At 65.9% G+C, this 25,087-nt stretch carries 29 protein-coding genes; 8 read left to right on the plus strand and 21 right to left on the minus strand.

Features of this window, described 5'->3' with window-relative positions; translation table 11 throughout:
• The 16 genes from AB1A62_RS08125 to ruvC all read right to left on the minus strand — a co-directional run.
• Positions 1–124, minus strand: a 124-nt coding sequence (locus AB1A62_RS08125) for a formate--tetrahydrofolate ligase (protein WP_366661221.1), incomplete at its 3' end; no start/stop codon positions are given.
• 188 nt (positions 125–312) lie between these two features.
• Positions 313–888, minus strand: coding sequence for a sulfurase (locus AB1A62_RS08130; RefSeq protein ID WP_366661012.1), 576 nt, complete (start codon positions 886–888; stop codon positions 313–315).
• A 162-nt stretch (positions 889–1,050) separates the two neighbouring features.
• On the minus strand, positions 1,051–2,964 hold the full coding sequence (gene ftsH, locus AB1A62_RS08135; RefSeq protein WP_366661013.1) for an ATP-dependent zinc metalloprotease FtsH: 1,914 nt from the start codon (positions 2,962–2,964) through the stop codon (positions 1,051–1,053).
• 78 nt (positions 2,965–3,042) lie between these two features.
• Entirely contained in the window at positions 3,043–4,296 is a 1,254-nt protein-coding gene (gene tilS, locus AB1A62_RS08140; RefSeq protein WP_366661014.1) for a tRNA lysidine(34) synthetase TilS, read from the minus strand.
• Positions 4,293–5,147, minus strand: coding sequence for a tol-pal system protein YbgF (ybgF, locus tag AB1A62_RS08145; RefSeq protein ID WP_366661015.1), 855 nt, complete (start codon positions 5,145–5,147; stop codon positions 4,293–4,295). The genes tilS and ybgF overlap by 4 nt, the downstream gene beginning before the upstream one ends.
• Before the next feature lie 4 nt (positions 5,148–5,151).
• Positions 5,152–5,655: a peptidoglycan-associated lipoprotein Pal gene (pal, locus tag AB1A62_RS08150; protein ID WP_366661016.1), complete on the minus strand. Its 504-nt coding sequence runs from the start codon at positions 5,653–5,655 to the stop codon at positions 5,152–5,154.
• A 92-nt stretch (positions 5,656–5,747) separates the two neighbouring features.
• Positions 5,748–7,073: a Tol-Pal system beta propeller repeat protein TolB gene (gene tolB / locus AB1A62_RS08155; RefSeq protein ID WP_366661017.1), complete on the minus strand. Its 1,326-nt coding sequence runs from the start codon at positions 7,071–7,073 to the stop codon at positions 5,748–5,750.
• Positions 7,070–8,200 (minus strand): energy transducer TonB, encoded by a 1,131-nt coding sequence (locus AB1A62_RS08160; RefSeq protein WP_366661018.1) that lies wholly within the window; start codon positions 8,198–8,200, stop codon positions 7,070–7,072. Before AB1A62_RS08160 ends, tolB begins: the two co-directional genes overlap by 4 nt.
• A gap of 15 nt (positions 8,201–8,215) precedes the next feature.
• Entirely contained in the window at positions 8,216–8,701 is a 486-nt protein-coding gene (tolR, locus tag AB1A62_RS08165) for a protein TolR (protein ID WP_366661019.1), read from the minus strand.
• 4 nt (positions 8,702–8,705) lie between these two features.
• Positions 8,706–9,401: a protein TolQ gene (gene tolQ / locus AB1A62_RS08170; RefSeq protein WP_222505316.1), complete on the minus strand. Its 696-nt coding sequence runs from the start codon at positions 9,399–9,401 to the stop codon at positions 8,706–8,708.
• A gap of 106 nt (positions 9,402–9,507) precedes the next feature.
• Entirely contained in the window at positions 9,508–9,891 is a 384-nt protein-coding gene (gene ybgC, locus AB1A62_RS08175) for a tol-pal system-associated acyl-CoA thioesterase (protein WP_366661020.1), read from the minus strand.
• A gap of 61 nt (positions 9,892–9,952) precedes the next feature.
• Positions 9,953–10,495, minus strand: coding sequence for an RNA 2',3'-cyclic phosphodiesterase (gene thpR / locus AB1A62_RS08180; protein WP_366661021.1), 543 nt, complete (start codon positions 10,493–10,495; stop codon positions 9,953–9,955).
• Positions 10,495–11,160 (minus strand): hypothetical protein, encoded by a 666-nt coding sequence (locus tag AB1A62_RS08185; protein WP_366661022.1) that lies wholly within the window; start codon positions 11,158–11,160, stop codon positions 10,495–10,497. Before AB1A62_RS08185 ends, thpR begins: the two co-directional genes overlap by 1 nt.
• Before the next feature lie 203 nt (positions 11,161–11,363).
• Complete coding sequence (gene ruvB / locus AB1A62_RS08190; protein ID WP_174147629.1) at positions 11,364–12,383, minus strand: Holliday junction branch migration DNA helicase RuvB; 1,020 nt, start codon at positions 12,381–12,383, stop codon at positions 11,364–11,366.
• A gap of 143 nt (positions 12,384–12,526) precedes the next feature.
• The gene (gene ruvA, locus AB1A62_RS08195; RefSeq protein ID WP_366661023.1) at positions 12,527–13,216 is read right to left on the minus strand and encodes a Holliday junction branch migration protein RuvA; all 690 of its coding nucleotides are present in this window, start codon (positions 13,214–13,216) and stop codon (positions 12,527–12,529) included.
• A 13-nt stretch (positions 13,217–13,229) separates the two neighbouring features.
• Positions 13,230–13,727, minus strand: coding sequence for a crossover junction endodeoxyribonuclease RuvC (ruvC, locus tag AB1A62_RS08200; RefSeq protein WP_366661024.1), 498 nt, complete (start codon positions 13,725–13,727; stop codon positions 13,230–13,232).
• A gap of 326 nt (positions 13,728–14,053) precedes the next feature.
• Here ruvC and AB1A62_RS08205 point away from each other — a divergent pair, with 326 nt between their 5' ends.
• Positions 14,054–14,272, plus strand: a complete 219-nt coding sequence (locus AB1A62_RS08205; protein ID WP_366661025.1) for a DUF1127 domain-containing protein — start codon at positions 14,054–14,056, stop codon at positions 14,270–14,272.
• Positions 14,273–14,450: 178 nt separating this feature from the next.
• Here AB1A62_RS08205 and AB1A62_RS08210 read toward each other — a convergent pair whose 3' ends face one another.
• The 4 genes from AB1A62_RS08210 to AB1A62_RS08225 form a co-directional block, all read right to left on the minus strand.
• Positions 14,451–14,795 carry a hypothetical protein gene (locus AB1A62_RS08210; protein ID WP_366661026.1) on the minus strand — a complete coding sequence of 115 codons (345 nt, stop codon included), beginning with the start codon at positions 14,793–14,795 and terminating at the stop codon, positions 14,451–14,453.
• 103 nt (positions 14,796–14,898) lie between these two features.
• Positions 14,899–15,771, minus strand: coding sequence for a 50S ribosomal protein L11 methyltransferase (locus AB1A62_RS08215; protein ID WP_366661027.1), 873 nt, complete (start codon positions 15,769–15,771; stop codon positions 14,899–14,901).
• Positions 15,772–15,912: 141 nt separating this feature from the next.
• Positions 15,913–17,148 (minus strand): MFS transporter, encoded by a 1,236-nt coding sequence (locus AB1A62_RS08220; RefSeq protein WP_366661028.1) that lies wholly within the window; start codon positions 17,146–17,148, stop codon positions 15,913–15,915.
• A gap of 204 nt (positions 17,149–17,352) precedes the next feature.
• Positions 17,353–19,548 (minus strand): primosomal protein N', encoded by a 2,196-nt coding sequence (locus AB1A62_RS08225; RefSeq protein ID WP_366661029.1) that lies wholly within the window; start codon positions 19,546–19,548, stop codon positions 17,353–17,355.
• A gap of 81 nt (positions 19,549–19,629) precedes the next feature.
• Here AB1A62_RS08225 and fsa point away from each other — a divergent pair, with 81 nt between their 5' ends.
• From fsa to AB1A62_RS08255, 6 genes are all read left to right on the plus strand, one after another.
• Positions 19,630–20,283 carry a fructose-6-phosphate aldolase gene (fsa, locus tag AB1A62_RS08230; RefSeq protein ID WP_222482264.1) on the plus strand — a complete coding sequence of 218 codons (654 nt, stop codon included), beginning with the start codon at positions 19,630–19,632 and terminating at the stop codon, positions 20,281–20,283.
• A gap of 371 nt (positions 20,284–20,654) precedes the next feature.
• Positions 20,655–21,353 (plus strand): DUF484 family protein, encoded by a 699-nt coding sequence (locus AB1A62_RS08235; protein WP_366661030.1) that lies wholly within the window; start codon positions 20,655–20,657, stop codon positions 21,351–21,353.
• Positions 21,350–22,270 (plus strand): tyrosine recombinase XerC, encoded by a 921-nt coding sequence (locus AB1A62_RS08240; protein ID WP_366661031.1) that lies wholly within the window; start codon positions 21,350–21,352, stop codon positions 22,268–22,270. The genes AB1A62_RS08235 and AB1A62_RS08240 overlap by 4 nt, the downstream gene beginning before the upstream one ends.
• 50 nt (positions 22,271–22,320) lie before the next feature.
• A complete protein-coding gene (locus tag AB1A62_RS08245; protein WP_366661032.1) occupies positions 22,321–22,548 on the plus strand; it encodes a GDCCVxC domain-containing (seleno)protein in 228 nt (75 codons plus the stop codon).
• 114 nt (positions 22,549–22,662) lie between these two features.
• Positions 22,663–22,869 (plus strand): hypothetical protein, encoded by a 207-nt coding sequence (locus AB1A62_RS08250; RefSeq protein ID WP_366661033.1) that lies wholly within the window; start codon positions 22,663–22,665, stop codon positions 22,867–22,869.
• Between the two features lie 39 nt (positions 22,870–22,908).
• Positions 22,909–23,619 carry a phosphatidylcholine synthase gene (locus AB1A62_RS08255; protein WP_366661034.1) on the plus strand — a complete coding sequence of 237 codons (711 nt, stop codon included), beginning with the start codon at positions 22,909–22,911 and terminating at the stop codon, positions 23,617–23,619.
• A 103-nt stretch (positions 23,620–23,722) separates the two neighbouring features.
• Here the strand turns inward: AB1A62_RS08255 and AB1A62_RS08260 are convergent, their stop codons facing one another.
• Entirely contained in the window at positions 23,723–24,175 is a 453-nt protein-coding gene (locus tag AB1A62_RS08260) for a methylated-DNA--[protein]-cysteine S-methyltransferase (protein WP_366661035.1), read from the minus strand.
• A gap of 180 nt (positions 24,176–24,355) precedes the next feature.
• Here AB1A62_RS08260 and AB1A62_RS08265 point away from each other — a divergent pair, with 180 nt between their 5' ends.
• Positions 24,356–24,730 (plus strand): hypothetical protein, encoded by a 375-nt coding sequence (locus AB1A62_RS08265; protein ID WP_366661036.1) that lies wholly within the window; start codon positions 24,356–24,358, stop codon positions 24,728–24,730.
• Positions 24,731–25,087 lie beyond the last annotated feature (357 nt).

Raw genomic sequence — 25,087 nt, forward strand, 5'->3', positions numbered from 1 at the left:
CCTTCGCCTTGTCGTGGCCGTAGGGCAGCAGATCGTCATTGGAAATCCCGATCTTCGCGCCAATCTCCTGGATCGGCTTCTTCTGCGCTTCACGCGCAATCTCGATGTCACTCTTGTAGCTCATGGCGAGGTTCCTGCTGAGTTTGCATACAATCGCCGGCACGGGAATGCCGGTTTGGCCGTAGACTTAGCCAAAATGCGGCAAAAAACGCGCGTGATTTCCGACATTATCACGCCTTGATGCGGCGTGGCTTCCTGCGCAGCCCCCTCCAGAGTTCCTTAAAGGAAACGCAATTCTCTGAAAGTGGGCGCTTAGGGCGCCCAGACGCGCTGATCGGGCACAAAGAGCGCGAATTCATCGCCCAGCGACAGGGTTCCGGGCCGTTCCACCCAAGCGGTGATTCCCCGGCGATTCTGTGCGGCCGGCTTGAAGCGGGCGCCGAAGCCCGCGTGATCCTTCTCGATCTCCCGGCCCGGCAGCACGCAGGGGCGGTTTTCCATGTCCACCGTCAGCGTCACCCCGTCCGGCCCCTGCAGCCGCGAGGACGGCGGCACGAAGGTGAAATCCGGGATGCCGCGCACCACGATTGTGGCGCCAAGATGCGCTGGGTCGACACTCTCCATCCCCATGTCCGCGGCGATCAGCGCCAGTTCCTCTTCCGACAGGATGGTCAACTGGCGCACATTGCGGATTTCGGTGCCCTCGGGATGGAGGTTGCGCACCCGCACGCAGGAGGCACGGTTTTCGCCCTCATGGCGCTCGCCGGCAATCCCGGCAAATCCCAGGTCCAACTGGTCCGATGGCACCGCCTGCAGGCCGATGCCGGCCGGCACATGGCCAAGCCAGGTAATTTTGCCCGTATAGTCCGTTTTCCGCAGCACCGGCATGCCAGCTCTCCCTCGCTTATCCCTTTGACGTTCCGGCGAGCATACAGGCGGTGCGGGGTGGCACCAGTGGTGCCGCGATGCTTTTTTGTGGTTTCGCAGTTCAGTGCTGGAAATGAAAACCCCCGGAGGCCAGCGGCATCCGGGGGTCAAAGCCTTGGGGTATCAGGCGGAAGGCTCAGGCTCCATGCCGCCTTCCGGCGGGGATTTCTTGGGCTTTGCCTTGGGGATCGCGGTGACCGAAGCATTGCCCTGATCCTCGCTGTCATCCTCGTCGTCGCCGGCCTGCGGCGGCTCGCCGTTCATCACCCGCTTGATCTCGTCACCGGTCAGGGTTTCGTATTCCAGAAGGCCCTGCGCCAGCCGCTCCCATTCCTCGTTCTTCGCCTTGAGGATCTCCAGCGCCTTTTCATAGCCCTGCTGGATGAAGCGTTTCACTTCTTCCTCAATCAGCTCCTTGGTATGGGCCGACACCGAGAAACCGGCGGTATTGCCAGAGTAGCCTTCGTGGGCTTCGGCATAGTCGATGTTGCCGACTTTGTCCGACATGCCCCAGCGCAGCACCATGGCACGGGCCAGCTGGCTGGCCTGCTGGATGTCGCCGGCCGGGCCGTTGGAGACGTGGTCCTCGCCGTATTTGATGACTTCGGCTGCCTTGCCCGCCATGGTCATCGCCAGTTTCTGCTGGCACTCATCGCGGTGGTAGTTCAGACGGTCCATTTCCGGCAGGCTGACAACCATGCCCAGCGCGCCGCCGCGCGGGATGATCGTGGCCTTGTAAACAGGATCGCACAGCGGCAGTTCCAGGCCGACGACAGCGTGGCCGGCCTCGTGATAGGCGGTCTTTTCCTTCTGGTCCTGGGTCAGCACCATCGAACGGCGCTCAGCCCCCATCATCACCTTGTCCTTGGCCGATTCGAAATCCTCCATGGTGACAAAGCGGCGGCCGACACGGGCAGCCATCAAGGCGGCCTCATTGACCAGGTTGGCGAGATCGGCACCGGAGAAACCCGGGGTGCCGCGGGCGATGATGCGCAGGTCGACATCCGGGCCCAGCGGGGTTTTGCGGGCGTGCACCGCCAGGATCTTCTCGCGGCCCTTGATGTCGGGGTTGCCGACGGTCACGTTGCGGTCAAAGCGGCCGGGGCGCAGCAGCGCCGGGTCCAGCACGTCCTTGCGGTTGGTGGCAGCCAGGATGATGACGCCCTCGTTGGCCTCGAAGCCGTCCATTTCCACCAGCAGCTGGTTCAGGGTCTGCTCGCGCTCGTCATTGCCGCCGCCATAGCCGGCGCCGCGGTGGCGGCCCACGGCGTCAATCTCGTCGATGAAGACGATGCAGGGCGCGTTTTTCTTGGCCTGCTCGAACATGTCGCGCACACGGGAGGCGCCGACGCCGACGAACATCTCTACAAAGTCGGAGCCAGAGATGGTGAAGAACGGCACCCCGGCCTCGCCTGCGATGGCGCGGGCCAACAGCGTCTTACCGGTGCCCGGAGGACCGACCAGCAATGCGCCTTTGGGGATCTTGCCGCCCAGGCGCGAGAACTTCTGCGGGTTGCGCAGGAATTCGACAATCTCCTCGAGCTCCTCCTTGGCCTCGTCGATGCCAGCGACATCGTCAAAGGTGACGCGGCCGTGCTTTTCGGTCAGCATCTTGGCCTTGGACTTGCCGAACCCCATGGCGCCGCCTTTGCCGCCGCCCTGCATCCGGTTCATGAAATAGATCCAGACGCCGATCAGCAGCAGGAAGGGCAGCAGCGTGATCAGGAAGGACTGGAAGCCTGACTGCTGCTGCTTTTCAGCCTGCACCGGGATGTTCTTCTCGATCAGAAGAGCGGTGACTTCGGCATCGGCCGGCTTGATGGTCACATAGTTTTGGCCGTCCGAGGTCGTGTAGCGCACCTGCTCCCCGTCCAGGACGACACGGCTGACCTTGCCGGTCTCCACCGAGCTGACGAAGTCCGAGAAAGTGCGTTCACGGCTCTGCATCGTGCTGCCGGAACCGCTGAACAGATTGAACAGCGCCAGAATCAGCAGAAACAGAACAACCCAAAAGGCGATATTGCGAGCGTTGCCCAAGGAAAGTTCTCCCTATCAGTTAGGCGCACCACTCAGGCCGCCTGCGTTGTGCTTAAAATAAGGATCATTCGGGCAGGTTCAATGCGATAAAAGGGATGCAAAGAACTCTTCTTCGTTTGCGACCGGTTCCGCCGACCATCCATTGCCCAGTCCGGCTACCGGCGCAGCCGTCAGCTCGGGCCCGCGCCACACCGCCGGGGTGGACTCCAGAACGGTGCCGGGCACCCCGGTAGCCCGCCAGGACGGGCAATGAAACAACCCGTCGCGCCCCAGCGCGCGCACTTCGCAACCCTTTGCGTCGCCGCCGAAAACCTTCCACCTGCCATCCCAGACCTGGCCGGGAAGCGCCTTGACGCCCTCGACCGCCTTGGCTTCGCGGCAGATCCAGATCTGTTTCGAGGTCGTCAGCAGATGGCAGCCCGACACAGTCGCTGCGCCGCCGCCGCGCGCCGCCAGGACCGCGATTTCCATCGGCACCCGGCGCGGCGGGTACGGGGTGCCGGCCACCCATTGAATCGCCTTCACCAGCAGGCGGTAGCCGGTCTCGCCGGGCAGGGTGCGGAACTTGCGCTGGCACAGGACCACGGCGCCGGCCTGCACATGGGCCAGGTCGCGGGCGGCCAGGAACACATACCAGTCCAGCGCCTCGCGTGCCTTGTTCATGTTGCCGGCAACCCGGGACAGCACCGTCGGCGTCAGCCCCAGCGGTGACAGTTCCGCCAGCGCGCGCCGCGCGCGCACCCGTTCGTACCGCAAATCGCTGTTGCTGGGGTCTTCGCACCATTCGATGCCGCGTTCCTGCAGATACTGGCGCAGCTCGCTGCGGGTCACCTCCAGCAGCGGCCGCAGCAGGGTGACGCCCTTGTGCACGCGGCGCGGCGGCATCCCCGACAGGCCGGAGACGCCGGCCGCGCGCGCCATCCGCATCAGCAGCGTTTCCGCCTGATCATCCGCGGTATGCGCAACACAAAGGGTGGAGATTCCGTTGCGCTTGGCCCAGCTGCACAGCAGATCATATCGCGCCTTGCGGGCCTGGCCTTGCAGGTTTCCCTTGCCGGGGCCTTCCTCCCAGCGGATCACCTCATGGGGGATGCCGAGCGCGGCAGCAGCCTGGCCGGCCCATTCGGCCTCCGCCGCCGATTCCGGCCGCAGCCCGTGGTCCACCGTCGCCGCCAAAAGCTTAACCGGCCCGCCTTCGAAGGCTTCCTGCATCAGGTGCAGCAGTGCCATCGAATCGCTGCCACCAGAAACGGCAATGCCGAGCTTGCCAGTCATAGCAGGCTGGAACTGCCCGCGCAGCAGCCCCAGGATATCCCGCCGGAGCCCCGTCAAGAACAGCCCAGCTTGGCCATTTCCGCGGTGGCCTCGGCCTCCTGCGCAACGCCGGGGAAACGCACCCCGACCTCAGACAGCGTTACACAGGCCTGATCGGTCTGGCCCAGCCGGCCCAGCGCCGCGCCAAGCTCAAAGAGCGCCTTGGGTGCCACCGGCCCCGCGGAATTGCCGGTGAAAGCCGCCAGATAGGCCCGCGCCGCTTCGCGGGTATCGCCCAGCCCGTCCAGCGCCTTGCCGCGGCTGAATTCGGCGGCCGGGGCCAGCGGGCTGCCCGGATAGGCCTGATTGAAAGCAGCGAATTTCTCCGCCGCGTCCTGATACAGACCCTCGGCCAGCAGTTTTTCAGCGGCATCGAAATCCGCCTGCTCGCCGATGGCCAGCTCACCGCCCGCGGTTTCGCCACCAGCGGCCGCTGCGCCGGTCCCGTCCGCAGCGGGCAATGCCCCGGTGCCGACGGCAGAGGGCAGCTCGCCTCCGCCCAGCGTGGTGGTTTCCTTCAGCGCGCCGACATCGCCGCCTTCCAGTTCCACCAGGCGGAACTCCAGGTCGCCGATCCGGTTAGTGCCATCGGTGACAATCCGGTCGATCCGGTGGTTCATCTCTTCGGTCTGCAGCGTCAGCCGCTGCAGTTCGCTCTCAATCGCGGCGACCCGGTCCAGAACCGTGTCCCCCGACACATCCGCCGAAGGCGCACCTGTCGTCGACATCTCCCGCTTCAGCCGCTGGATTTCAACGTGCAGAACGGTCAGCTCCTGACGGATGTCCGCCAGCGTCTGCTGGTCCTGCGCCGCCAGCGGCAGCGGCAGCAGCATCACGGAGGCCAGAAGAACGGTGCGCAGGCGTTTCATGACCTTACCCCGTCAGCCCGCCGGCCAGCACGGTGACCGCACGGCGGTTCTTGGCGTAGCAGGCTTCTTCCGAGCAGATCTCCAGCGGGCGCTCCTTGCCAAAGCTGACGACTTTCAGGCGGTGGCCTGCAACGCCTTGCGAGATCAGGTATTCCCGCGCAGCATTGGCGCGGCGGGCGCCCAGGGCCAGGTTGTATTCGCGGGTGCCCTGCTCATCGGCATGGCCTTCGATGGTGACGACGTAATCGGCGTTCTGGGTCAGCCAGCGCGCCTGGCCCTGCAGGATACCCTGCGCTTCGGGCGACAGGTTGGACTGGTCCACTGCAAACAGCACCCGGTCGCCGACGGTCTGCTGGAAATAGGCCGGGCTTGCCGGATCCAAGGCCCCTGCCCCCGCGCCGCCGCCTGCGCCGGCACCGCCGTTGGCCGTGTCATCCCACCGGTTGTTGCTGCAGGCCGCAAGGCCCAGGACGGCAACAGCCGCAATTGCCATTTTCAAACCGCTCATGTCGTCTGCCTATTCCTTTTGCGTTTCTTGCCCGGAAGTTAACATATGCCCGGATCAGGTTCCATGCGGGTATCCCCGCCTTATCGATTCAATTAATTCTGCAATGGCGACCAGGCCGGGTCAGAGGCCCCGTCCGGCGTTTTCACAGGTTTCAGGTTCCGCCCGGTGATGTCCACCGAATACAGCAGTGCCCGCCCGGCGCTGCCCTGGCTTTCGCGGGTGAACATGATCACCCTTCCGTTGGGCGCCCAGGTCGGACCCTCATCCAGGAAGGAGGCGGTCAACAGCCGCTCCTCGCTGCCGTCAGTGCGCATCACGCCGATGTGGAACCGGCCCTTGTTCTGCTTGGTAAAGGCGATCATGTCGCCGCGCGGCGACCACACGGGCGTGCCGTAGCGCCCCTGCCCGAAACTGATCCGCCGCGCCTCGCCGCCGCCTGCCGGCATCACATAGAGCTGCTGGCTGCCGGAGCGGTCGCTTTCGAACACGATCTGGCTGCCGTCCGGCGAGAACGACGGCGCGGTTTCGATCGAGGGGGCCGAGGTCAGCCGGGTCTTGGCGCCTGTGTTGATATCCATCGAGAACAGGTCGGTGTTGCCGCCCTGGGTCTGCGAGTAGACAATCGTGCGCCCGTCCGGCGCGAACCGCGGCGCAAAGCTCATGGTGCCGTCACCGCTGGACAGCACCTTGCGCTGCACCTGGCCCACGTCCAGCACATGGATCTGCGGAAAGCCGCTCTCATAACTGGTGTAAAGCACCCGGTCGCCGGTGGGCGAGAACCGCGGCGCCAGGACGATGGAGGCGCTGTTGGTCAGGTACTGCACATTGGCGCCGTCGTAGTCCATCACCGCCAGCCGCTTGCGGCGGTCGTTCTTGGGGCCGCTTTCGGAGACATAGACCACACGGCTGTCGAAATAGCCGCTTTCGCCGGTGATCCGGCTGTAGATCGCATCCGCCACCTTATGCGCCATCCGCCGCCAGCCGTCGGTGGTGCCGTTGAACTGCAGCCCCGTGCCCAGCTCCTTTTCGGCAAACACGTCATGGCCGCGGAAGCGCACCGTCAGCTGGTTGCCGTTGACGCTGACCGCGCCGGTAACCAGCGCCTGCGCATTCACCGCTTTCCAGTCGGCGTATTTCACCGGGTTGTCGAACCCCGTGATCTTGGAAATATGGGCGCTGGCCGGCACTTCCCGGAACAGGCCGGTGCCGCTCAGATCCGCCGCAATCACCCGCGCGATCTGCGCGGCATATTCCGCCGCTACCGGAGTTTCCGGCACGAAATCCGGCACCGCATAGGGCAAGGGCTCGATCACGCCCTGGTCGATCTCGATGCGAAGCGGGCCATCCTGAGCCATGGCCGCGCCTGCGCCTGCCGCTGCTGCGGCACCGATCAGAAGGGCTGCCAGTATTTTCCTCATTTGATCCGCATCCTTTCGGGATTGAATGTCATCTCAATATCGCGCCATTGCGAATATTTTTCAGGGGGAAGCTGAAAGCCTGAGGACCCGCAGCGGATAATCGCCCGCCGGGCCGCCTCATAAGCCTGTTTTGCCGCCGTGGAGGATCCGCCGGTGCTGGACAGCATCCGGATCGACCCGGTGTCCGGGGTGCCGTCCTGAGACAGCGATACGCTAACAACCACAGTGGTCTTCAACGCATCGGTGGACAGGGAGCCGACGTTCCAGCAGCGCGAGACCTCGACCCGCAGCGCGTCCTTTTCGCCCAGCGTCAGCGGCGGGCCGGAGGGTTCCGGCGCCTCCACATCGGCGCCGCCTGCCAGCGCCTCGGCCAGCGCATCGGCAACCGCATCGGCAGCGTCCGCCTGCTGCGTTTCTGCCGGTTCGGCGGGCTGGGCTGCTTCGGTCACCTGCGGTTCCGGCTGGGGCCGGGCGGGCCGGGTCTTGGGCCGTTTCGACACGGCCGGCGCAGCAGAGGCTGCGACATCCTCGCCCTCGTTCTCCTCGGTCACGATCCGGTCATTGGCCGCCTCGCGCGCGGTGGCTTCCTGCACGTCCTGCTCGGTCTCTGCACCTTCCTCCGGCGCGACCTCGGGCTGGACGATGTCATCGATCTTCGTGTCCGGCTCCGGCGGCGCAACGGGTTCCGGCGCCACCCGGTCAACCGGACGCGGCGCGGTTTCGGGACGCAGCTGCGGCACCAGCGAAGCCACATCCGGCTCTTCCGCGGCAGACGGCAGCTCAATCGGCACCTCGGGTTCGGGCTGCGGCTCCGGCAGCTCGGTCACCTGCGGATCCGGCTCGGCCGGTTTAACAGGCTCAGGCCGGGTGATCTCCGGCTCCGGGTCCGGTTGCGGGGCAGGCTCCGGTGCGGGCTGCACCTCGGCGGGCTCATTCAACGGCGCAGGTTCAGGCGCCACCTGCGGCGCCTCACGCTGCTGGCTCAGCTTCTCGAACTGCTCGGAGGAGATCAGCGCCACCTGCTGCACGTTGGACGGCAAGGGTTCGGACGGGAACCAGGCGCCAAAGACAACCCATCCCATCAGCAATCCGTGCCCGGCAAGTGAGATCCTGGTTCCGGTCTGCACCGTCCGCGTCCCCGCCTATTGCCCTGCGCCCTGCCGCCCGTCCAGCGCCGGGCCGCCTGTGTCGGTGACCAGCCCCACGTTGGAAAAACCGCCCGCATTCAGCGCGCCCATCACTTGCATCACGTCGGCATAGGCGATCTTGCCGTCAGCGCGCAGGAACACCCGGTCCGAACTCCGCTCTGCCGCAATCGCCCGCAGCTTGGGCACCAGCTCGTCGCGCGCCACCGGCGTGGTCTGGATCTCTACCCCGCCCTCGGCGGTCATGGTGACGGTCAGCGGCTCTTCCTCATCGCCCGGCAAGGCGCCGGCTGCGGTCTTGGGCAATTCCACCGGCACGCCCACGGTCATCAGCGGCGCCGCCACCATGAAGATGATCAGCAGCACCAGCATGACGTCTACAAAGGGCGTCACGTTGATTTCCGACATCGGCCGGCCGCGGCGGCGGCGGCGGCCCCGGCGGCGGTCGCCGCCTCCCGAAGGCTGCTGGACTGCGGCACCCATGGCCTCAGGAATCCAGCTGGCGGCTGAGAATGGTGGCGAACTCATCGGCAAAGGCCTCGTAGCCGCCGATGATGCGGTCGCTGTCCGCGCTCAGCTTGTTGTAGAAAACCACCGCCGGAATTGCCGCCAGCAGGCCCAGGCCGGTTGCCATCAGCGCCTCGGCAATACCCGGCGCCACCACGGCCAGGTTGGTGTTCTGCTGTTCCGCAATCTCGATGAAGGCGGTCATGATGCCCCAGACGGTGCCGAACAGGCCCACGAAAGGCGCGGTGGAGCCAACGGTCGCCAGCACCGACAGCCCGCCCTGCAGGCCTTCGGTCTCCTTGGCGATCGCCACATCCATAGAACGGTCGATGCGCGCCTGCGCGCCGGGGATCAGCCCGCCGTCGCTGCGGTGGCTGCGGCGCCACTCGCTCATGCCGGCAGAGAAGATCCGCGCCGCTTGGCCCGACGGCTCAGACCCCAGCCGCTCGAACAGCTCATCCAGCGGATTGCCGGACCAGAACGCGCGGTCAAAGGCATCCGCTTCCTTGCGGGCAAGACGGTAGTTGATGGTTTTCTGGATGATGATCGCCCAGGACCAGATCGAGGCCCCCACCAGCATCAGCATCACCAGTTTCACGGTCACGGTGGCCCGCGCGAAAAGGCCCCACATGGAGAAATCAATCTCCTGCGCCAGCGCCAGAGTTTCTGCTTCCATTAGCCTGCTCTATAGATGTCCCGGCCGTTTATCCGGCCTTATTTGGCAAGACGCTAGCGCAGTTCAATGGCAAAGGCCAACAAAACAGGCGGTTCAGCGCCAAATGTTACCGCAATGCGCGAATCTCTGCCGGCAGCCGGGCCGGTTTGCCGCCCGTGGTGATGCAGACGATGGTGACCTGGGCGCGGAACAGCGGCTGGCCATCGCGGGTGACCTCCTGAATCAGCACCATCCGGGCCGGGGTGACAGAGTGCATGGAGGTGGTGACCAGCAGCTCCTCGTCGAACTTGGCAGGCGCCAGGTAGTCCGCCTCGATCCGGCGCACCACGTAGATCAGCCCGCCCTCGCGCATGGCGTTCTGATCCACCCCGATGCCGCGCACCCAGTCGCTGCGGGCGCGCTCGATGAACCGCAGGTAATTGGCGTGATAGACGATCCCGCCCATGTCGGTGTCTTCGTAATAGACCCGGACGGGGAATTGGTGGTTCATTGCCTGCTCTCCTGCCTTTGCCCGCGAACCCTAGGGGCGGCGCCAGACCGCTGCAAGCGGCTCACCCTTCCAGCCGATACTCCGCCAGAACATCGTAACGCGCCCCATCCGGCGCCAGCGTCGACTGGTACAGCGCGAGACTCTCCGCTTCGCACTCCAGCCGGAAACCCGATGCCTCCGCCAGGTACCGCGCGATTTTTTCCACCTGCCCCGCCTCCAGATGCCGGGGAAAACGCCCGAGGGTCACATGCGGCCGGAACCGTTCGCGGGACAGCTCAATCCCGGCAGACCGGCAGGCAGCGCGGACACGGTCGCGCAGACGGCTCAGCTCCGGCGTCTTCTGCACCTCCGCCGCCAGCACCCGCGGCAGCTTGCCGCCATAGGTGTCCAGCCCGCGGAAGGTCAGCCGCACAGGCGGCGCGCTGATCTCCGCCAGCACCTGGTGCAGCGCCTGCAGCACGGCCTCCGGCTGGTCATCCAGAAAGGCCAGCGTCAGGTGCATGTTCCCGGCCGGGACGTGCCGCCCCGCAGTCAGACCCTCCTGCACATGTTCCAGCGCATCCAGGGCTGCATCGGGCAGCGGCAGGCCGACGAAGGACCGCATCAGGACTGCGGCGGTTCCGCCGGCGCCTGCAGCCGCGCGAATAGGCGCAGCGCGTGGGATTTACCCTCGGCCGCAACCGGCATCATCCGGTCATAGGCAGCCGCAATCACCCCGGCGATTTCCGGCCGCAGGATGGTGGCGCCGGTCTCCGGCAGCACCGCCAGCGGCGAGGCCTCGGCAAAGGCCCTATCGCCCCACATCAGCGCCACCTGCACCGCCTGGGTCAGCGCCAGCGTCTCGGCCGGCATCTGCGCCATTGCGCCCTTCATCCGCAGGAACACAAAAGCCGCCTTGATGCCGCCCTGATCGTCAAAGCGGAACGCGCGGTACTGGCTGGCGTCCGCCTCCTTCAGCCGGGCGACAAGAGGCGCCAGCCCCGGGATCAGCCGGTCCAGGTCCGGCACCTCCAGCAGCTCGTCCCAGTCGCGGAAGAAGAAGAACATCAGGTTCGATCCCAGCTCCGGATCGGTCTCCGCCATCTGGTGGCCCGCCAGCGTCATCACCGCCTCCAGAGCGCCTTTGATGGTTTTCAGGGTCTCATCCTGCACCCCGAACACGATCGGCGCCACCGGCCGCCCCCAGCGGGCAAAGGCATAAGAACCGTCATTGCGGGTGAACAGGGCTTCGATCTGCTCCGGCGTCAGGTTTGGCAGCTGGGCGGTCATTGGCGTCTCCTTGATCCTGCCCCGTCTATGCCGCCTGCGCCGCGCGGCGGCAAGGGGGGCTCCCGCGCCTGTCCGGCCTCCTGGCTGCGCCAGGCCGCCGCAACCAGCCTTGGGCCGAGCGCCGCGTGTGCGGCACTGCGTTTCATCAGCATCAACCAATAGGTCAGGATCTCTGCCGCAACTTATAGTGGTGCTCGCCGGTTTTACCCGAACAGGTCGTTCTGGCTGCGCGGCGGCGCCATTCCCAGATGGGTCCAGGCCTTTTGCGCCAGCATCCGCCCGCGCGGCGTGCGCTGGATCAGCCCCTGCTGCAGCAGGTAAGGCTCGATCACCTCCTCCAGCGCGTCGCGGCTCTCACTGAGGGCTGCCGAAATCGTCTCGATCCCCACCGGCCCGCCGCCGTAATTCTCGGCAATCAGCTTCAGATAGCGCCGGTCGGCGCCGTCCAGCCCCAGCTGGTCCACCCCCAGCCGCGTCAGGGCGCCGTCGGCCAGTTCCCGGGTGATGGTTCCATCGCCCTCGACCACCGCGAAGTCCACCACGCGGCGCAGGAGCCGCCCGGCGATCCTGGGGGTGCCCCTTGCGCGCCGCGCGATTTCGCGGGCGCCGGCATCATCGGCCGGCGCGCCCAGCTTGCGGGCATTGCGGCTGACGATCTCGAACAGCTCGTCGATGGTGTAGAACTGCAGCCGGGTCGGGATGCCGAAGCGGTCGCGCAGCGGCGTTGTGAGCAAGCCCATGCGGGTGGTGGCACCGACCAGGGTAAAGGGCTGCAGCTCGATCCGCACGGTGCGCGCTGCCGGCCCCTCGCCGATCACCAGGTCGAGTTCAAAGTCCTCCATCGCCGGGTACAGCACTTCCTCCACCGCCGGGTTCAGCCGGTGGATCTCATCGATGAACAGCACGTCGCGGGCTTCGAGGTTGGTGAGGATCGCCGCCAGATCGCCCGCCTTGGCCAGAACCGGGCCGGAGGTCATGCGGAAATTCACGCCCAGCTCGCGGGCAACGATCTGGGCGAGCGTGGTCTTGCCGAGGCCGGGAGGCCCATGGAACAGCGTGTGGTCCATCGCCTCGCCGCGGCGGCGGGCGGATTCGATGAAGACGCGCAGGTTGGCGCGGGCTTCAGCCTGGCCGATGAATTCACCAAGGCCCTGCGGGCGCAGGGCGCGGTCGTTGTCCTCGGGCAAGGGTTCGGGACGGAGAGCGGGATCGGCGTCAATCATCAGCGTCACTCCGCCTCAAGCTATCATTCAGATGAACCGCCTGGCCGATAGGCCGGGCAGCGCCCGTCCGCCCCCCCGGGCGGGCGCTTCGCTTTCCGCCCGCGGCCGGGCGCTGCCCTTTGTGCTTCAAAGCCATTGTCTGATCACCCCTTCGGCGCCAGCAGCCGCAGGGCGGCGCGGATCAGCTCCGGCTCATCCGCATCCGGATAGGTGGCGGCCGCCTCTGCCACCGCTGCAGCGGCATCCGAGGGACCATAGCCCAGATTGCCCAAGGCCGACAGCGCCCCGGCAGAGGCCGCCGCCGCACCGCTGGGTTTCTTGGGCGGTGCCTTGCGGGCCGGTTTGGCGGCCGGCGCAGGTTCGGCATCCTCCACCACCTCCAGCCCCGGCCCGTCCATCGCATCCACTACGGTGCCGCCCATCGCCATCACCCCGGGCGCCTTGTCCTTGAGGTCCAGCACGATGCGCTGCGCGGTCTTGGGGCCGACACCTTTGGCGGCCTTGACCGTGGCCCAGTCGCCGAGCGCAATCGCGCGGCTCACCCCGTCCGGCCCCAGCGCGCCGAGAATGGCCAGCGACACCTTGGCCCCAACCCCCTGCACAGAGGTCAGAAGCCGGTGCCATTCCTTCTCCACCAGCGAAGTGAAGCCATAGAGCTGCATCAGGTCCTCGCGCACCACCATGTCGGTATAAAGCGCGATGGCCTCCCCCACGCCCGGCAGCGCCGCCATGGTGCGGTCGGAGCAATAGACGATATAGCCGACACCGCGCACGTCGATCAGCACGTGGTCCTGCGCCCGGTAGTCGAGGCGGCCCGTCAGTTTCCCAATCATGCCAGCAGGCCCATCATGCGCGTTTCTCCCTCAGCTGCCGCTGCTGCGTGCCCCCGTAATAGGCATGGCAGATGGCAATCGCCAGCGCATCCGCCGCATCGGCGTTTTTCGGCAGGCAGCCCGGCAGCTGCAGCTTGACCATGTGAATGATCTGCTCCTTCTCGGCGTGACCAACGCCCACCACCGTTTTCTTGACCCGGTTCGGGGCGTATTCGCCCACCACCAGCCCCGCCTTGGCCAGCGTCAAGAGCGCCACGCCGCGCGCCTGGCCCAGCTTCAGCGTGCCGGCGCCGTCCTTGTTCACGAAGGTCTGTTCGATCGCCGCCTGGTCCGGTGCGAACTCTTCGATGATCTCGGAGACCTGATTGTGAAGCGACAAAAGCCGCTCGCCCAGATCGTCGCCGTCAGAGGTGCAGACACCATTGGCAACATGGCTCAGCCGGGTGCCGCGCGATTCGATCACGCCCCATCCAAGGTTCCGCAACCCCGGATCAATTCCCAAAATCCGCATGATGTGCCCGGTCCCTGCCCGCTGGTTCAGAATTATTTTTTTCACGGTTAGCACAAAAGGCGAACATGTCCAATTGCTTTCACAGCCGCCGGCAGCTGGAACCGCCGCAATTGAGGCCTGGAAGCGACCCTTTTCTGAGGCGTGAGCGACATTTTCGCTCCGGTTCGGGCCGCGGCCGCAACCCCCTTATTTACAAGGCAAACAGCTATGCACGCAGCGCATATGACACATGCAATTTCATGCCTTGCTGCGCCGGTTTTCCGCCACTAGATGCCCGCCATCGCAATGACGCGACGGATGCTAACAGCTAATCAGAGGACACGGATATGGCCGCATTTGATACCACCCGCACCACCTATGGTTCCACCGGCCTGTTTGGCCGTTTCGGCGATCTGTTCGCCACTGCCGCCGGCGCATTCGCCGCTTGGAGCGACGCCCGCGCAACCCGCAACGCGCTGAACGGCCTGTCCGACCGCGAGCTGGCCGACATCGGCATGTGCCGCGGTGACATCGAAGGCGTGGCCACCGGCAAAACCGTCTTCTGAGACACCCCTGAATTCCGCCCTGCCTCCTCCCTCGGGGCGAATGGGGAAACGCCGCGGACCTGAACAGGCCGCGGCGTTTTTTATTGCCCGGGCGGCATTGCCGGCGGCGGGCATGGAAAAGGCCGCTGCACCCCCCGGGCAGCGGCCTTTCACTGTTTCTTCCCGGACGGCGCTGCGGTCAGCGCAGCACCGGTCCGATTTTCTGGGCGACGTAAACGGAGGCAGGGTCAGCCTGCATGACGAAGGCACCGGCGCGCTCAATAACGCTGCCCTCTGCCAGCGCCCTGACCCGTTCGTCATAACTGCCAAACCCCAGCGCTGCCATCAGGAAGCCCTTGAACAGCAGAAACGCCGCGGCAAAGAACACCACGGTGCGGGCCGAGATCCGGGACTGCACCCGGCGCGGCTGAATCACCAGCAGCCCGTCCGGCCTCATCTTCGCGGAAAAGCCTTCGGACATTGCGGTATGTTTGCGGTTGATATGCTTCAAACGCGACTGGAACTGATCACGATGTTCGCCCATCACTAGTCTCCGAACTGGCCCCCACCAGCGGATGGCCCATGATTGGCTAAAAATGGGGCGAAATTGGGGCAAGCCATTTAAATTTGACACAAACTTGCTTCAATCAGCCCGCTTTACGGAGAAGTAACGTTGTCCATTCACCAATTTCGTCCTGGCGCTCCGGATTGGCGCCGTTCTGTGCATAAACGCTGACCACATCATCGGCCTGCTCGTTCAGGATTCCGGAGAGAATCGCATAACCGCCGGGACGCAGATTCGCGGTCAGATCGGGGGCCAGGGCCACCAGCGGCCCCTTCAGGATGTTGGCAAAGATCAGGTCGTAGGGCGCCTGCGCCTGCAGGTCCGGGTTGTCGAAACCGGCCGCCTCCAGGCAAGTGACCTGGCCCTCCATGCCGTTGGCCTTGAGGTTGGCCTCGGCCACTTCGACCGCCACCTCGTCGATGTCGCTGGCCAGGATGGCGCCGTCCCAGACCCGGGCGGCGGCCATTGCCAGCACCGCGGTGCCGCAGCCGATATCGGCCACCTTCTCGCCGCTGAAGCCCTGGTCCAGCAGATGGTCCAGCGCCTTGAGGCAGCCGAGCGTGGTGCCATGGTGGCCGGTGCCAAAGGCCATTGCCGCCTCGATCAGCAGCGGGATCTTGTCCGCCGGGACCTTGTCCGCGTCATGGGAGCCGTAGACGAAGAAGCGGCCGGCCTCAACCGGGGCCAGTTCGCGGCGCACATGGGCGACCCAGTCGGTTTCCGGCACCTCGGAGACCACAAAGGGCTTGGCCTCATGCATCGCGGCCAGCAGCGCGAGGCCTGCCTGATCGGGGGCTTCGGTGAAATAGCCGCCCACTTCCCACAGGCCGGAGCCGTCTTCCATCTCGAACACGCCGATGCCGGTGGGTTCCGGGATGAGCCGCTCCATGGCTTCACCCAGCGCTTCGGCCTGGGCTTTTGCGGAAAGGGTTGTAAGGGCGGTGAATGTGGGCATGGCGTCGCTCCTGAAACTGTTGCCAAGCGCCTAGGCCGCCGCGCCTCCCGCGTCAAGCACCCCAGCCTGGCTGCAAGCCAGGCAGCGCCCGCGCTCACCCTGTGCGCGGGCGCTCCGCCCCCCCTTAGCGGGACGGAAGGGTCATTCAGCCGGTGCGGGGCGGGCGTATTTGCTGAAGATGGTTTCGTTGCCGGGTTCCGGGTGGCGCGGGATCAGCAGCGACAGGGACAGCGACACCAGCGCCATTGCGGCTGCCAGGGCAAATACCAGACCCGGCTCGTAAACCCAGAGGAGGCCCAGCAGCACCGGCAGGAACACCGCGGCGATATGGTTGATGGTAAAGGCCACAGCGGCGGTAGGGGCGATGTCGCCCGGGTCGGCGATCTTCTGGAAATAGGTCTTGAGCGCCAGCGCCAGGGCAAACAGCACATGGTCGACGATATAAAGCACTGCGGCAATCGCGACGCCCCAGCCGAACCAGTAGATGCCGCCATAGGCCGCAAAGACGATGGCCAGGCCTGCGTATTCGAAAATCAGCGTGCGGCGCTCGCCAAAGGCTGCCACAGCTTTGCCCAGCACCGGCGCCACGGTCATGTTGATCACCAGGTTGATCAGGTAAAGCCCGGTCAGCTCATGCACTTCGAAGCCGAATTTCTCGACCATCATGAAGCCAGCGAAGACCACGAAAATCTGCCGCCGGGCACCGGCCATGAACTGCAGCGCGTAATACAGCCAGTAGCGCTTGCGCAGGATCAGCTTCTTGGTCTGCGGATGCGGGGCGTCGAACTGCGGATAGGCCAGCAGCGCAAACAGGGCGATGGCAGCAGTCAGCCCGCCTGCGGCCAGGAACACGGTGTTGTAGGAAAGGCCCAGGCTTTCCCAGGTCAGCACGATCAGCCCGTAGACCACCAGCGTCGCCGCCGACCCGGCTGCCACCAGCCAGCCCAGCGTCTGCGGCGCGCGGTCCTTGGGCAGCCACTGCAGCTGCAGCGACTGGTTCACCGTCTCGTAATAGTGGAAACCGATCGAGCTGAGCAGCGTCACCATCAGCAGGCCGCCGAGCGACGGGAACCAGGCGGTAACTGCGGTGGCCACACCCAGCAGCACCAGCGAGATCAGCCCCAGCACCTGCTCACGCACGAACAGGATGACGGCGATCACGCCGACAGCCAGGAATCCGGGGATTTCGCGCACCGTGTGCAACAGACCAATGTCGGCGCCGTCGAAATTGGCGGCTTCGATCACGAAGTTGTTGAGCAGCGCGCTCCAGGTGTTGAAGGCAATGGGCATCGCCAGCGCCATCAGGAACAGAAGCGTCACCGGGCGGCGCCAGAACGGGAGGCCCTGGGCCTCGGAAAGGGGCATCGGTTTGAACATGAGCAAGGGTTTACGCCTGTTCCGCCGGTCTGGCGAGGGGGAAAACCCGCCTGCACATTAAGCTCCGCACCAGCGCGCAGAGGACATCAAGCGAGGCTCTGCCGCGCGCTCCGGGATATTTCCGGCAAGAGGAAGGCCGTTTCTTTCTGGTAAGAAATACCCCGGGGGAGGCCGCAGGCCGGGGGCAGCGCCCCCTGCCCGGTCTCAGAAAAAGCTCTGAGGGTCGATGTCGATGCTGAGGCGCAAATCTCCCTTCAGCCGCAGCGGCGCGGTCCAGCGGGCCAGCGCCTCCTGCAGCGGCACGCCTTTCGGCGCCTTGACCAGCAGACGCACCCGGTGGCGGCCGCGAACCCGGGCAATCGGGGCGGGTGCGGGGCCGAACAGCTGGGCGCCGATCTGGCGCAGCGGGCCGTCGTTGCGGGCCATCGCATTGCCGAGGTCAAAGACCGCCGCCAGATCCGGCCCCGACAGGATGATCCCGGCCATCCTTCCGTAAGGCGGCACCCCGGCTGCCTGGCGCTCGGCGGCTTCGGCCTTCCAGAAGCTTTCCTCATCCCCTGACAGGATCGCGCGGATTACCGGATGCTCCGGCTGGAAAGTCTGCATCAACGCCTCGCCCGGACGTTCGGCGCGCCCTGCCCGGCCGGCCACTTGGCGCATCAGCTGAAAGGTCCGTTCTGCCGCGCGCAGGTCGGAGCCTTGCAGCCCGAGGTCGGCGTCGATCACGCCCACCAGCGTCAGCAGCGGGAAGTTGTGGCCCTTGGCGACCAGCTGGGTGCCGAGGATGATGTCGGCCTCGCCCGCGGCGATTTCCTCGATCCGCTGCTTCAGCGCGCGGGCGGAGCCGAACAGGTCGGAGCTGAGCACCGCGATGCGCGCCTCTGGGAACAGCCCCATGGCCTCTTCGGCCAGCCGCTCGATGCCGGGGCCGACGGGGGCCATCTTGCCCTCCACCTCGCAGGAGGGGCAGGCCTCTGGCACCGGCTTGGTCTCGCCGCACTGGTGGCACATCAGCCGTTTCATGAAGCGGTGCTCCACCATCCGCGCGTCGCAATGGTCGCAGGCCACCTGTGCGCCGCAGGCGCGGCAGATGGTGACCGGGGCAAAGCCGCGCCGGTTCAGGAACAGGAGTGACTGCTCGCCGCGTTCCAGGCGAAGTTTCATGGCCTGTTTCAGGGTAGGCGAGATCCAGGTGGAGGGCAGCAGGTCTTCGCTGCGCATATCCACCGCACGCATGTCCGGCAGAACCGAGGCGCCGAAGCGGGAGGTGAGGTCCAGCCGGTTGTACTTGCCCGCCTCGGCATTGGCCCAGGTCTCGAGGCTCGGCGTGGCGGAGGCCAGCACCACCTGCGCCGAGCACATCGCCGCGCGCAGCACCGCCATGTCGCGGGCGTTATAAAGAACCCCGTCCTCCTGCTTGTAGGAAGTGTCGTGCTCCTCATCGACGATGATCAGCCCGAGGTCGCGGAACGGCAGAAACAGCGCGGAACGGGCGCCGATCACCAGCTGCGCCGCGCCCTGCCCGACCATTTTCCAGACCCGGCGGCGTTCCGTCATCGTGGCGCCGGAGTGCCATTCAGCCGGTTTGGCACCGAACCGGGCTTCGACACGGGTGAGGAATTCGGCAGTCAGGGCAATCTCGGGCAGCAGCACCAGCGCTTGCCGCCCGGAGCGCAGGGCGGCGGCGACGGCTTCCAGATAGACCTCTGTCTTGCCGGAACCGGTGACGCCTTTCAGCAGCGTGGTGCCATAGCGCCCGCTGTGGACGCCTTCCGCCAGCACGGCTGCAGCCCTGGCCTGATCCTCCGTCAGCTGCTTGGAGGGCAGTTCCGGGTCGAGAATCGGATAAGGCGTGTCGCGCGGCGCCTCCTCCTCGCGGAGGGCGCCCTGCTTGACCAGCCCCTTCACCACCGACGGCGTCACATCCGCCATATCGGCAAGCTCCTTGGGCGTGAAGGCGAGGCCGCCGAATTCCTCCAGCACTTCCAGCACGCGGGTGCGGGCGTCGGTCATCCGGTCCGGCACACCGTCGCCCCGGCGCAGGATCTTGCGCATCGAAGGCGGATCGGAAAGCCCCGGCGCGCGGGTGGCCAGACGCAGCATCGCGGGCATCGGGGTCAGGGTGTAATCAGCGGCCTTGCCAAGGAACTGGCGCATCTCGGTCCGCATCGGCGCCACGTCCAGCACCCGGATCACCGCGCGCAGCTTGGCCGAATCGAAATCACCCGCGCCCGGCCCCCAGACCACGCCCAGCACCTTGCGCGGCCCCAAGGGCACCTCGACATAGGCGCCCAGGTAACAGCCGCCCTCCGGCGCGCGGTAATCCAGCAGCCGGTCAAGGGGTTGCGTGGTCAGCACCCCGACCCGTTCGCCTGCCTGAAAGAACTCCTGCCCGCTCATGCCGCTGCCCATGTTGCCGCCCGTATATCCATGAGGTAAAGGCTGTGGCAACCGAGGCCAACCCATCCAAAGGACTGCCCCATGAAATTCTTCGTAGATACCGCCGAGATCGACGCGATTGCCGAGCTGAACGATCTGGGCATGGTGGACGGTGTCACCACCAACCCGTCGCTGATCAAGAAATCCGGCCGCGACATCATCGAGGTCACCAAGGAGATCTGCGATCTGGTCGACGGCCCGGTGTCGGCGGAAGTGACCGCCACCGACGCCGAGACCATGATCGCCGAAGGCCGCAAGCTGGTGGAGATCGCCGAGAACATCGCGGTCAAGGTGCCGCTGACCTGGGACGGCCTGAAAGCCTGTAAAACCCTGACTGACGACGGCCACATGGTGAACGTGACCCTGTGCTTCTCCGCCAACCAGGCGCTGCTGGCGGCCAAGGCGGGCGCGACCTTCATCTCCCCGTTCATCGGGCGTCTGGACGACATCAACCTGGACGGCATGGAGCTGATCGAGGACATCCGCACCATCTATGACAACTATGGCTTCGAGACCCAGATCCTGGCGGCCTCTATCCGCTCTGTGAACCACGTGCTGGATTCGGCCCGCATCGGCGCCGACGTGATCACCGCGCCGCCGGCCGTCATCAAGGCGATGGTGAACCACCCGCTGACCGACAAGGGCCTGGACGCCTTCCTGGCCGACATCAAGGCGGCTGAGATCAAGATCCTCTGATCCCGCGTGCCCCGAGAAGACCGCAGAAGGCGCCCCTGATCCGGGCGCCTTTTTCTTTGCGGACGCGGACTGCTGCGGACCAAGCGCTCCCGCGCCGCCAGGCACCCCGGCTGCCGCCGGGCCGCATCGAGCGGCTTGGGCCCGGCAGCGCGCCTTCGGCGCGCTGCTGCGGCGCTTGTGCGCCGCGGCGCCGGGCATTCGCCCGGCGCCCGGCCCAACGGGAGCGGGCATTTCAATGCACCGCGACGGGCGGGAGCCTCCCCCGCGCGGCAATTTCCGCAACGCCAGCATTTTTCCGCAGCATTGCGCAAATCCCGTGTTATACACGGAACCAAACCCGTCAGAGGTCCGGAGCCGGAAGAGTTTCACGCATGAGCAGTTCAGCCAATTTGGAAGACCAGCTGCGCGAGGCGATCCTCGCCAAACCCGATGCCGTGCTGGAGGACCAGCACCTGATGAACGCCCTGGTCGCCGCCAATGAGCGGGCGATGGGCTCCAACGTCGTCGACCTGCGCGGCATCGCGATGGAGCGGATGGCGGCGCGGCTGGACCGGCTGGAGGACACCCACCGCTCGGTGATCGCCGCGGCCTATGACAACCTGGCCGGAACCAACCTGATCCACCGCGCCGTGCTGCGGCTGCTGGAGCCGCAGGACTTCACCGCCTTCCTCGCCTGCCTGGAGCAGGACATGCCGGAGATCCTGCGTGTGCATGCGCTGGCGCTGGTGCTGGAGACCTCGCAGCCCGGCGGCGCCGAGGTGGAGCGCAAGTCCGGCGCGCTGAAGCTGGCAGGTCCCGGATTCACCGAAAGCTATGCCGGCCAGCCCGGCAGCGAGCGGCCCGTCACCCTGCGCCAGACCCAGGGCGGCAGCCCGCGGGTCTATGGGATGAAGGCTGAGTGGATCCGCTCCGAGGCTTGCCTGATGCTGGACCTGGGCGAAGGCCGCCTGCCTGGCATGCTGGTGATGGGCTCCGAGGACCCGCATCAGTTCTCGCCGATGCAGGGCACCGATCTTCTGGCCTTCTTCGGCGGCGTCTTCGAACGTTCAATGCGCTACTGGCTGTCATGACCCTGATCTCCCCCGCCTCCCGTGATGCGCTGCAGCTGTGGCTGGAGCGCTTGGGCGGGCTGGAGGATGCCTCCGCCAACACGCTGACAGCCTACCGCGGCGACGTCACCGCCTTCCTGGCCTTCATGATGCAGCACAGCGGCGGACCGCAGGGGCTGGGCGCGCTGGCGCGGATCACCACCTCGGACATGCGGGCCTGGATGGCGTCTGAGCGCAACTCCGGCACCGGCGCCAGGTCGCTGGCGCGCAAGCTGTCGGCGGTCAAGAATTTCTACCGCTGGCTGGCGGAGCGCGAAGGGTTTGAGCCGGCTGCGGTGCTGCTGGCACGCTCCCCCAAGTTTCAAAAGAAGCTGCCGCGCCCGCTGGCGCCGGAGGCCGCCAAGGCGGTTCTGGAAACCGTCGAGCTGCAATCACAGCAGGACTGGGTGGCCGCCCGCGATGTGGCAGTGGTGACACTGCTGTATGGCTGCGGGCTCAGGATTTCCGAAGCGCTGGGGCTCACGGGCGCCGACGCGCCGCTGCCGCCGGTTCTGCGCATCCTTGGCAAGGGCAAGAAGGAGCGGGTGGTGCCGGTATTGCCTGCCGCCCGCGATGCGGTGGAACGGTATCTGTCCCTTTGTCCGCATCCGCAGGAACCGGCGGCGCCGCTGTTCCGCGGCGTCCGCGGCGGGGCGCTGAACCCGCGCCAGATCCAGGGGGTGATGGCCAAGACCCGCGCCCAGCTGGGCCTGCCGGCCACCGCCACCCCGCATGCGCTGCGCCACAGCTTCGCCACCCATCTGCTGGAGGCAGGCGGCGATCTGCGCGCCATCCAGGAGCTTTTGGGCCACGCCTCTCTGTCGACCACCCAGGCCTATACCGCAGTGGACACAACCCATCTGCTGGAGGTTTACAACAAGGCCCATCCGAAAGCGTGACTTGACCCGGGCCGCGTGCCGTCCTTTGCTGTCAGCAGGGAGGCCTGCCCATGCCTGACGAACCAACCGCGCAAGCGGTTCTGACCAGCGTCCTGACCTGCCCCGGCTGCGGCCATGAAACGGCGGAGGAGATGCCGCAGGACGCCTGCCAGTGGTTTTACGAATGCCCGGCCTGCCGCACCCTGCTGCGGCCGAAACCCGGCGATTGCTGCGTTTTCTGCTCTTACGGAACTGTCCCCTGCCCTCCGGTGCAAATGGGGGACTGCTGCTGCGGCTGAAAGGCCGGCTCTTCAGGTTGAATAAAATGCACGCTATTTTTTACGGCGGCGGGAAAGCCGCTGTTAAGGCGCTGATGGCCAGATGGCGGAAACCAATCCAGAAAGGATTCTGCCATGACCCCTGCCGGCTTTGCCGTTTTGTTTGCCGATGGCGCCCCTGCCGCCCCTGCACTGCCGCCTGATGTGCACCCGTGGCAGCGCGACATGCCCGCGCTCCCCCCGTTTTCCTCGCCCGATATCACCGACCCGGCACCGCACGGCCGCCGCATGGCCCGCATTCAGCTGTCGGCAGGTACGGAATTCCGCCCAATTCTGCACTGAACGGTTGCGGGTCCGGGGCAAATTCGCCATCACGGTCGAATGACACCTCAGATCCGCGCTCTCTCCGTCCACCTGCTCACCGCTACCGGCGCCGTCTTTGCCATGCTGGCCATGCTGGCCGCCGCCGAAGGCAAATGGAGCCTGATGTTCCTGTGGCTGGTGGTGGCCTTTGCCGTGGACGGCATCGACGGCCCGCTGGCGCGGCATTACCACGTCAAGCGCTACTCGCCGGAATTCGACGGGGTGCTGCTGGACCTGATCATCGACTACCTGACCTATGTCTTCATCCCCGCCTTTGCCCTGTTCCAGTCGGGGCTGATGGCGGGCTGGACCGGCTGGTTTGCCATCATCGTGATCACTTTCGGCAGCGCAATGTATTACGCCGACACCCGGATGAAGACCAAGGACAACTCCTTTTCCGGCTATCCCGGGGTCTGGAACATGCCGGTGCTGGTGATCTTTGCACTGGAGCCCAGCCATTGGACCAGCCTGGTGCTGGTCACATTGCTGTCCATCGCCATGTTCCTGCCGCTGAAATTCATCCACCCGGTGCGCACCGTGCGCTGGCGCAAGGTGTCGCTGCCGATGGCGCTGGCCTGGACCTTCTTTGCCGGCTGGGCCGCCTGGGTTGATTTCCACCCGGCCAGCTGGGCCCATTGGGGGCTGGTGGTGACATCGGTCTACCTGCTGTTTGTCGGCATCGCGCAGCAGATTGTGCCGGAACGGCAGCGCAGATCTTCCACGGCTTGATGCCTGCCGGCCCAAGGGGGCCGTCCCGCTGCCCGACTGGGGGCATACACCCCGGGATTGTCGCAGCCAAAAGAAGCTGAAGCGACAGGAGTGCCCGCCAGGGTCAGATCAGCAGGCCCGCGGCACCTTCGTGTTTCAACAAAGCCACCTTGGTCTCCACCCCGCCTTTGCCGGAGAACCCGCCAAGCCCGGAGGCGCTCAGCACCCGGTGGCACGGGATAATCACCGGAATCGGATTGCCGCCACAGGCATTGCCGACCGGCTGCGGCGGCGCCCCCAGATCCTTTGCTATTTCGCCATAGGTGCGGGTCTCGCCAAAGGGGATCGCCAGCATTGCGTCACAAACGGCACGCTGAAAGTCCGAGCCGCCGACTTGCAGCGGCAGGTCGAACGCCGTCAGCTCCCCTGCGAAATAGGCGCGCAGCTGTTCCAGCGCCTGCGACAGCAGCGCTGACTGCCCGCTGGCTTCAGCCGTCCAGTCCAGCCGCACGATGGCGCCGTCGCGCTCCGCCACGCTCAGCGGCCCGACGGGCGTTTCAAGGCTTGCTGAAATCATCCTTCCCCTCCGGCGGTTTCCGGGCCGCATTCTCTGGCGCAACGGCGCCGGCCGCAAGCCCTGGCGGCAGATCCGGGCTGCCCGCGTTAACACCTTGTTAACCAGCCCTAAAGCTTTCCGACCAGATTGTATCAAATTCTACTAAAGTGAAGTTCAAGAACAGAGCTAAAGGTCAGTCAGATGATTTCAGCAGTTTCCAGCGGCGCCGGCTTCTACAACGTCATGAAGCAGAGCCAGGCCCTCCGCCAGCAGGCACCGGCCGCCGGAACCGCAGCCAGTGCGCTTGCTGATGCATCCCTGATCAATGGCAGCGCCCAGACCCCGGGCCGGGATGCGGTGCAGACCGGCACCTCTGCTGACGCCCTGACCGCCCGGTATATCGGCCCGGCCCGCGAAGCCGCCCGCGCAGAGGCGCTGGAGCAGCGCCCGGCAAAGGGTTTGGACATGGATGCCTATTACCAGGATCTGATGAACGGCTGCCATGCCGGCCCCAAGCCGTTCAGCGTTCTGGCCGCGGAAGCAAACTATGCCAAGGTGCAGCGCATCACCGGCTAACCCGCGGCCGAAGCCCGGTTGCCTGCAGCGCATTATACCCCGCTGGCGGAGTCAGTTCACACGCCGTTAGGCCTGAGGTGTTAAAACCGCTTTAAGAACGGTTCATTGCCCCCTCGCGGGACACTCTGTGGTGTTTTCACCAGTTTCAGGACCTGTGGATCCTATTAAGCCGAACCGCGGATTTCTGACCGCCAGGCCCGTTGCCCGCTCCGGCGAACCGGACAAAAGCGGATCTGCCGGCAACACCCCAGGCGGTCCGGAGAAGCACCCCAGGATGCGCCGCAGCCGGAAGTCAGCGGACACGGCCGGGAGATCGCCGGACCGGCAGCTGCGGCGGATAGCGATGAGCTGCTTCAT

Source organism: Leisingera sp. JC11, from assembly GCF_040704725.1.
Taxonomy (GTDB): Bacteria; Pseudomonadota; Alphaproteobacteria; order Rhodobacterales; family Rhodobacteraceae; genus Leisingera.

Bases quoted from the DNA above. Each gene is read 5' to 3' on its own strand.
- fsa (WP_222482264.1), top strand. From the start codon at position 19,630: ATGAAATTCTTCGTAGATACCGCCGAGATCGACGCGATTGCCGAGCTG.
- AB1A62_RS08235 (WP_366661030.1), top strand. From the start codon at position 20,655: ATGAGCAGTTCAGCCAATTTGGAAGACCAGCTGCGCGAGGCGATCCTC.
- ybgF (WP_366661015.1), bottom strand. From the start codon at position 5,147: ATGAAACGCCTGCGCACCGTTCTTCTGGCCTCCGTGATGCTGCTGCCG.
- AB1A62_RS08130 (WP_366661012.1), bottom strand. From the start codon at position 888: ATGCCGGTGCTGCGGAAAACGGACTATACGGGCAAAATTACCTGGCTT.
- tolB (WP_366661017.1), bottom strand. From the start codon at position 7,073: ATGAGGAAAATACTGGCAGCCCTTCTGATCGGTGCCGCAGCAGCGGCA.
- AB1A62_RS08205 (WP_366661025.1), top strand. From the start codon at position 14,054: ATGGCCGCATTTGATACCACCCGCACCACCTATGGTTCCACCGGCCTG.
- ruvB (WP_174147629.1), bottom strand. From the start codon at position 12,383: ATGATTGACGCCGATCCCGCTCTCCGTCCCGAACCCTTGCCCGAGGAC.
- AB1A62_RS08240 (WP_366661031.1), top strand. From the start codon at position 21,350: ATGACCCTGATCTCCCCCGCCTCCCGTGATGCGCTGCAGCTGTGGCTG.
- ybgC (WP_366661020.1), bottom strand. From the start codon at position 9,891: ATGAACCACCAATTCCCCGTCCGGGTCTATTACGAAGACACCGACATG.
- AB1A62_RS08210 (WP_366661026.1), bottom strand. From the start codon at position 14,795: ATGGGCGAACATCGTGATCAGTTCCAGTCGCGTTTGAAGCATATCAAC.
- ruvC (WP_366661024.1), bottom strand. From the start codon at position 13,727: ATGCGGATTTTGGGAATTGATCCGGGGTTGCGGAACCTTGGATGGGGC.
- AB1A62_RS08245 (WP_366661032.1), top strand. From the start codon at position 22,321: ATGCCTGACGAACCAACCGCGCAAGCGGTTCTGACCAGCGTCCTGACC.
- AB1A62_RS08260 (WP_366661035.1), bottom strand. From the start codon at position 24,175: ATGATTTCAGCAAGCCTTGAAACGCCCGTCGGGCCGCTGAGCGTGGCG.
- AB1A62_RS08255 (WP_366661034.1), top strand. From the start codon at position 22,909: ATGACACCTCAGATCCGCGCTCTCTCCGTCCACCTGCTCACCGCTACC.
- AB1A62_RS08225 (WP_366661029.1), bottom strand. From the start codon at position 19,548: ATGAGCGGGCAGGAGTTCTTTCAGGCAGGCGAACGGGTCGGGGTGCTG.
- AB1A62_RS08220 (WP_366661028.1), bottom strand. From the start codon at position 17,148: ATGTTCAAACCGATGCCCCTTTCCGAGGCCCAGGGCCTCCCGTTCTGG.
- ruvA (WP_366661023.1), bottom strand. From the start codon at position 13,216: ATGATTGGGAAACTGACGGGCCGCCTCGACTACCGGGCGCAGGACCAC.
- AB1A62_RS08215 (WP_366661027.1), bottom strand. From the start codon at position 15,771: ATGCCCACATTCACCGCCCTTACAACCCTTTCCGCAAAAGCCCAGGCC.
- tolR (WP_366661019.1), bottom strand. From the start codon at position 8,701: ATGGGTGCCGCAGTCCAGCAGCCTTCGGGAGGCGGCGACCGCCGCCGG.
- pal (WP_366661016.1), bottom strand. From the start codon at position 5,655: ATGAGCGGTTTGAAAATGGCAATTGCGGCTGTTGCCGTCCTGGGCCTT.
- AB1A62_RS08250 (WP_366661033.1), top strand. From the start codon at position 22,663: ATGACCCCTGCCGGCTTTGCCGTTTTGTTTGCCGATGGCGCCCCTGCC.
- AB1A62_RS08185 (WP_366661022.1), bottom strand. From the start codon at position 11,160: ATGACCGCCCAGCTGCCAAACCTGACGCCGGAGCAGATCGAAGCCCTG.
- tolQ (WP_222505316.1), bottom strand. From the start codon at position 9,401: ATGGAAGCAGAAACTCTGGCGCTGGCGCAGGAGATTGATTTCTCCATG.
- thpR (WP_366661021.1), bottom strand. From the start codon at position 10,495: ATGCGGTCCTTCGTCGGCCTGCCGCTGCCCGATGCAGCCCTGGATGCG.
- AB1A62_RS08265 (WP_366661036.1), top strand. From the start codon at position 24,356: ATGATTTCAGCAGTTTCCAGCGGCGCCGGCTTCTACAACGTCATGAAG.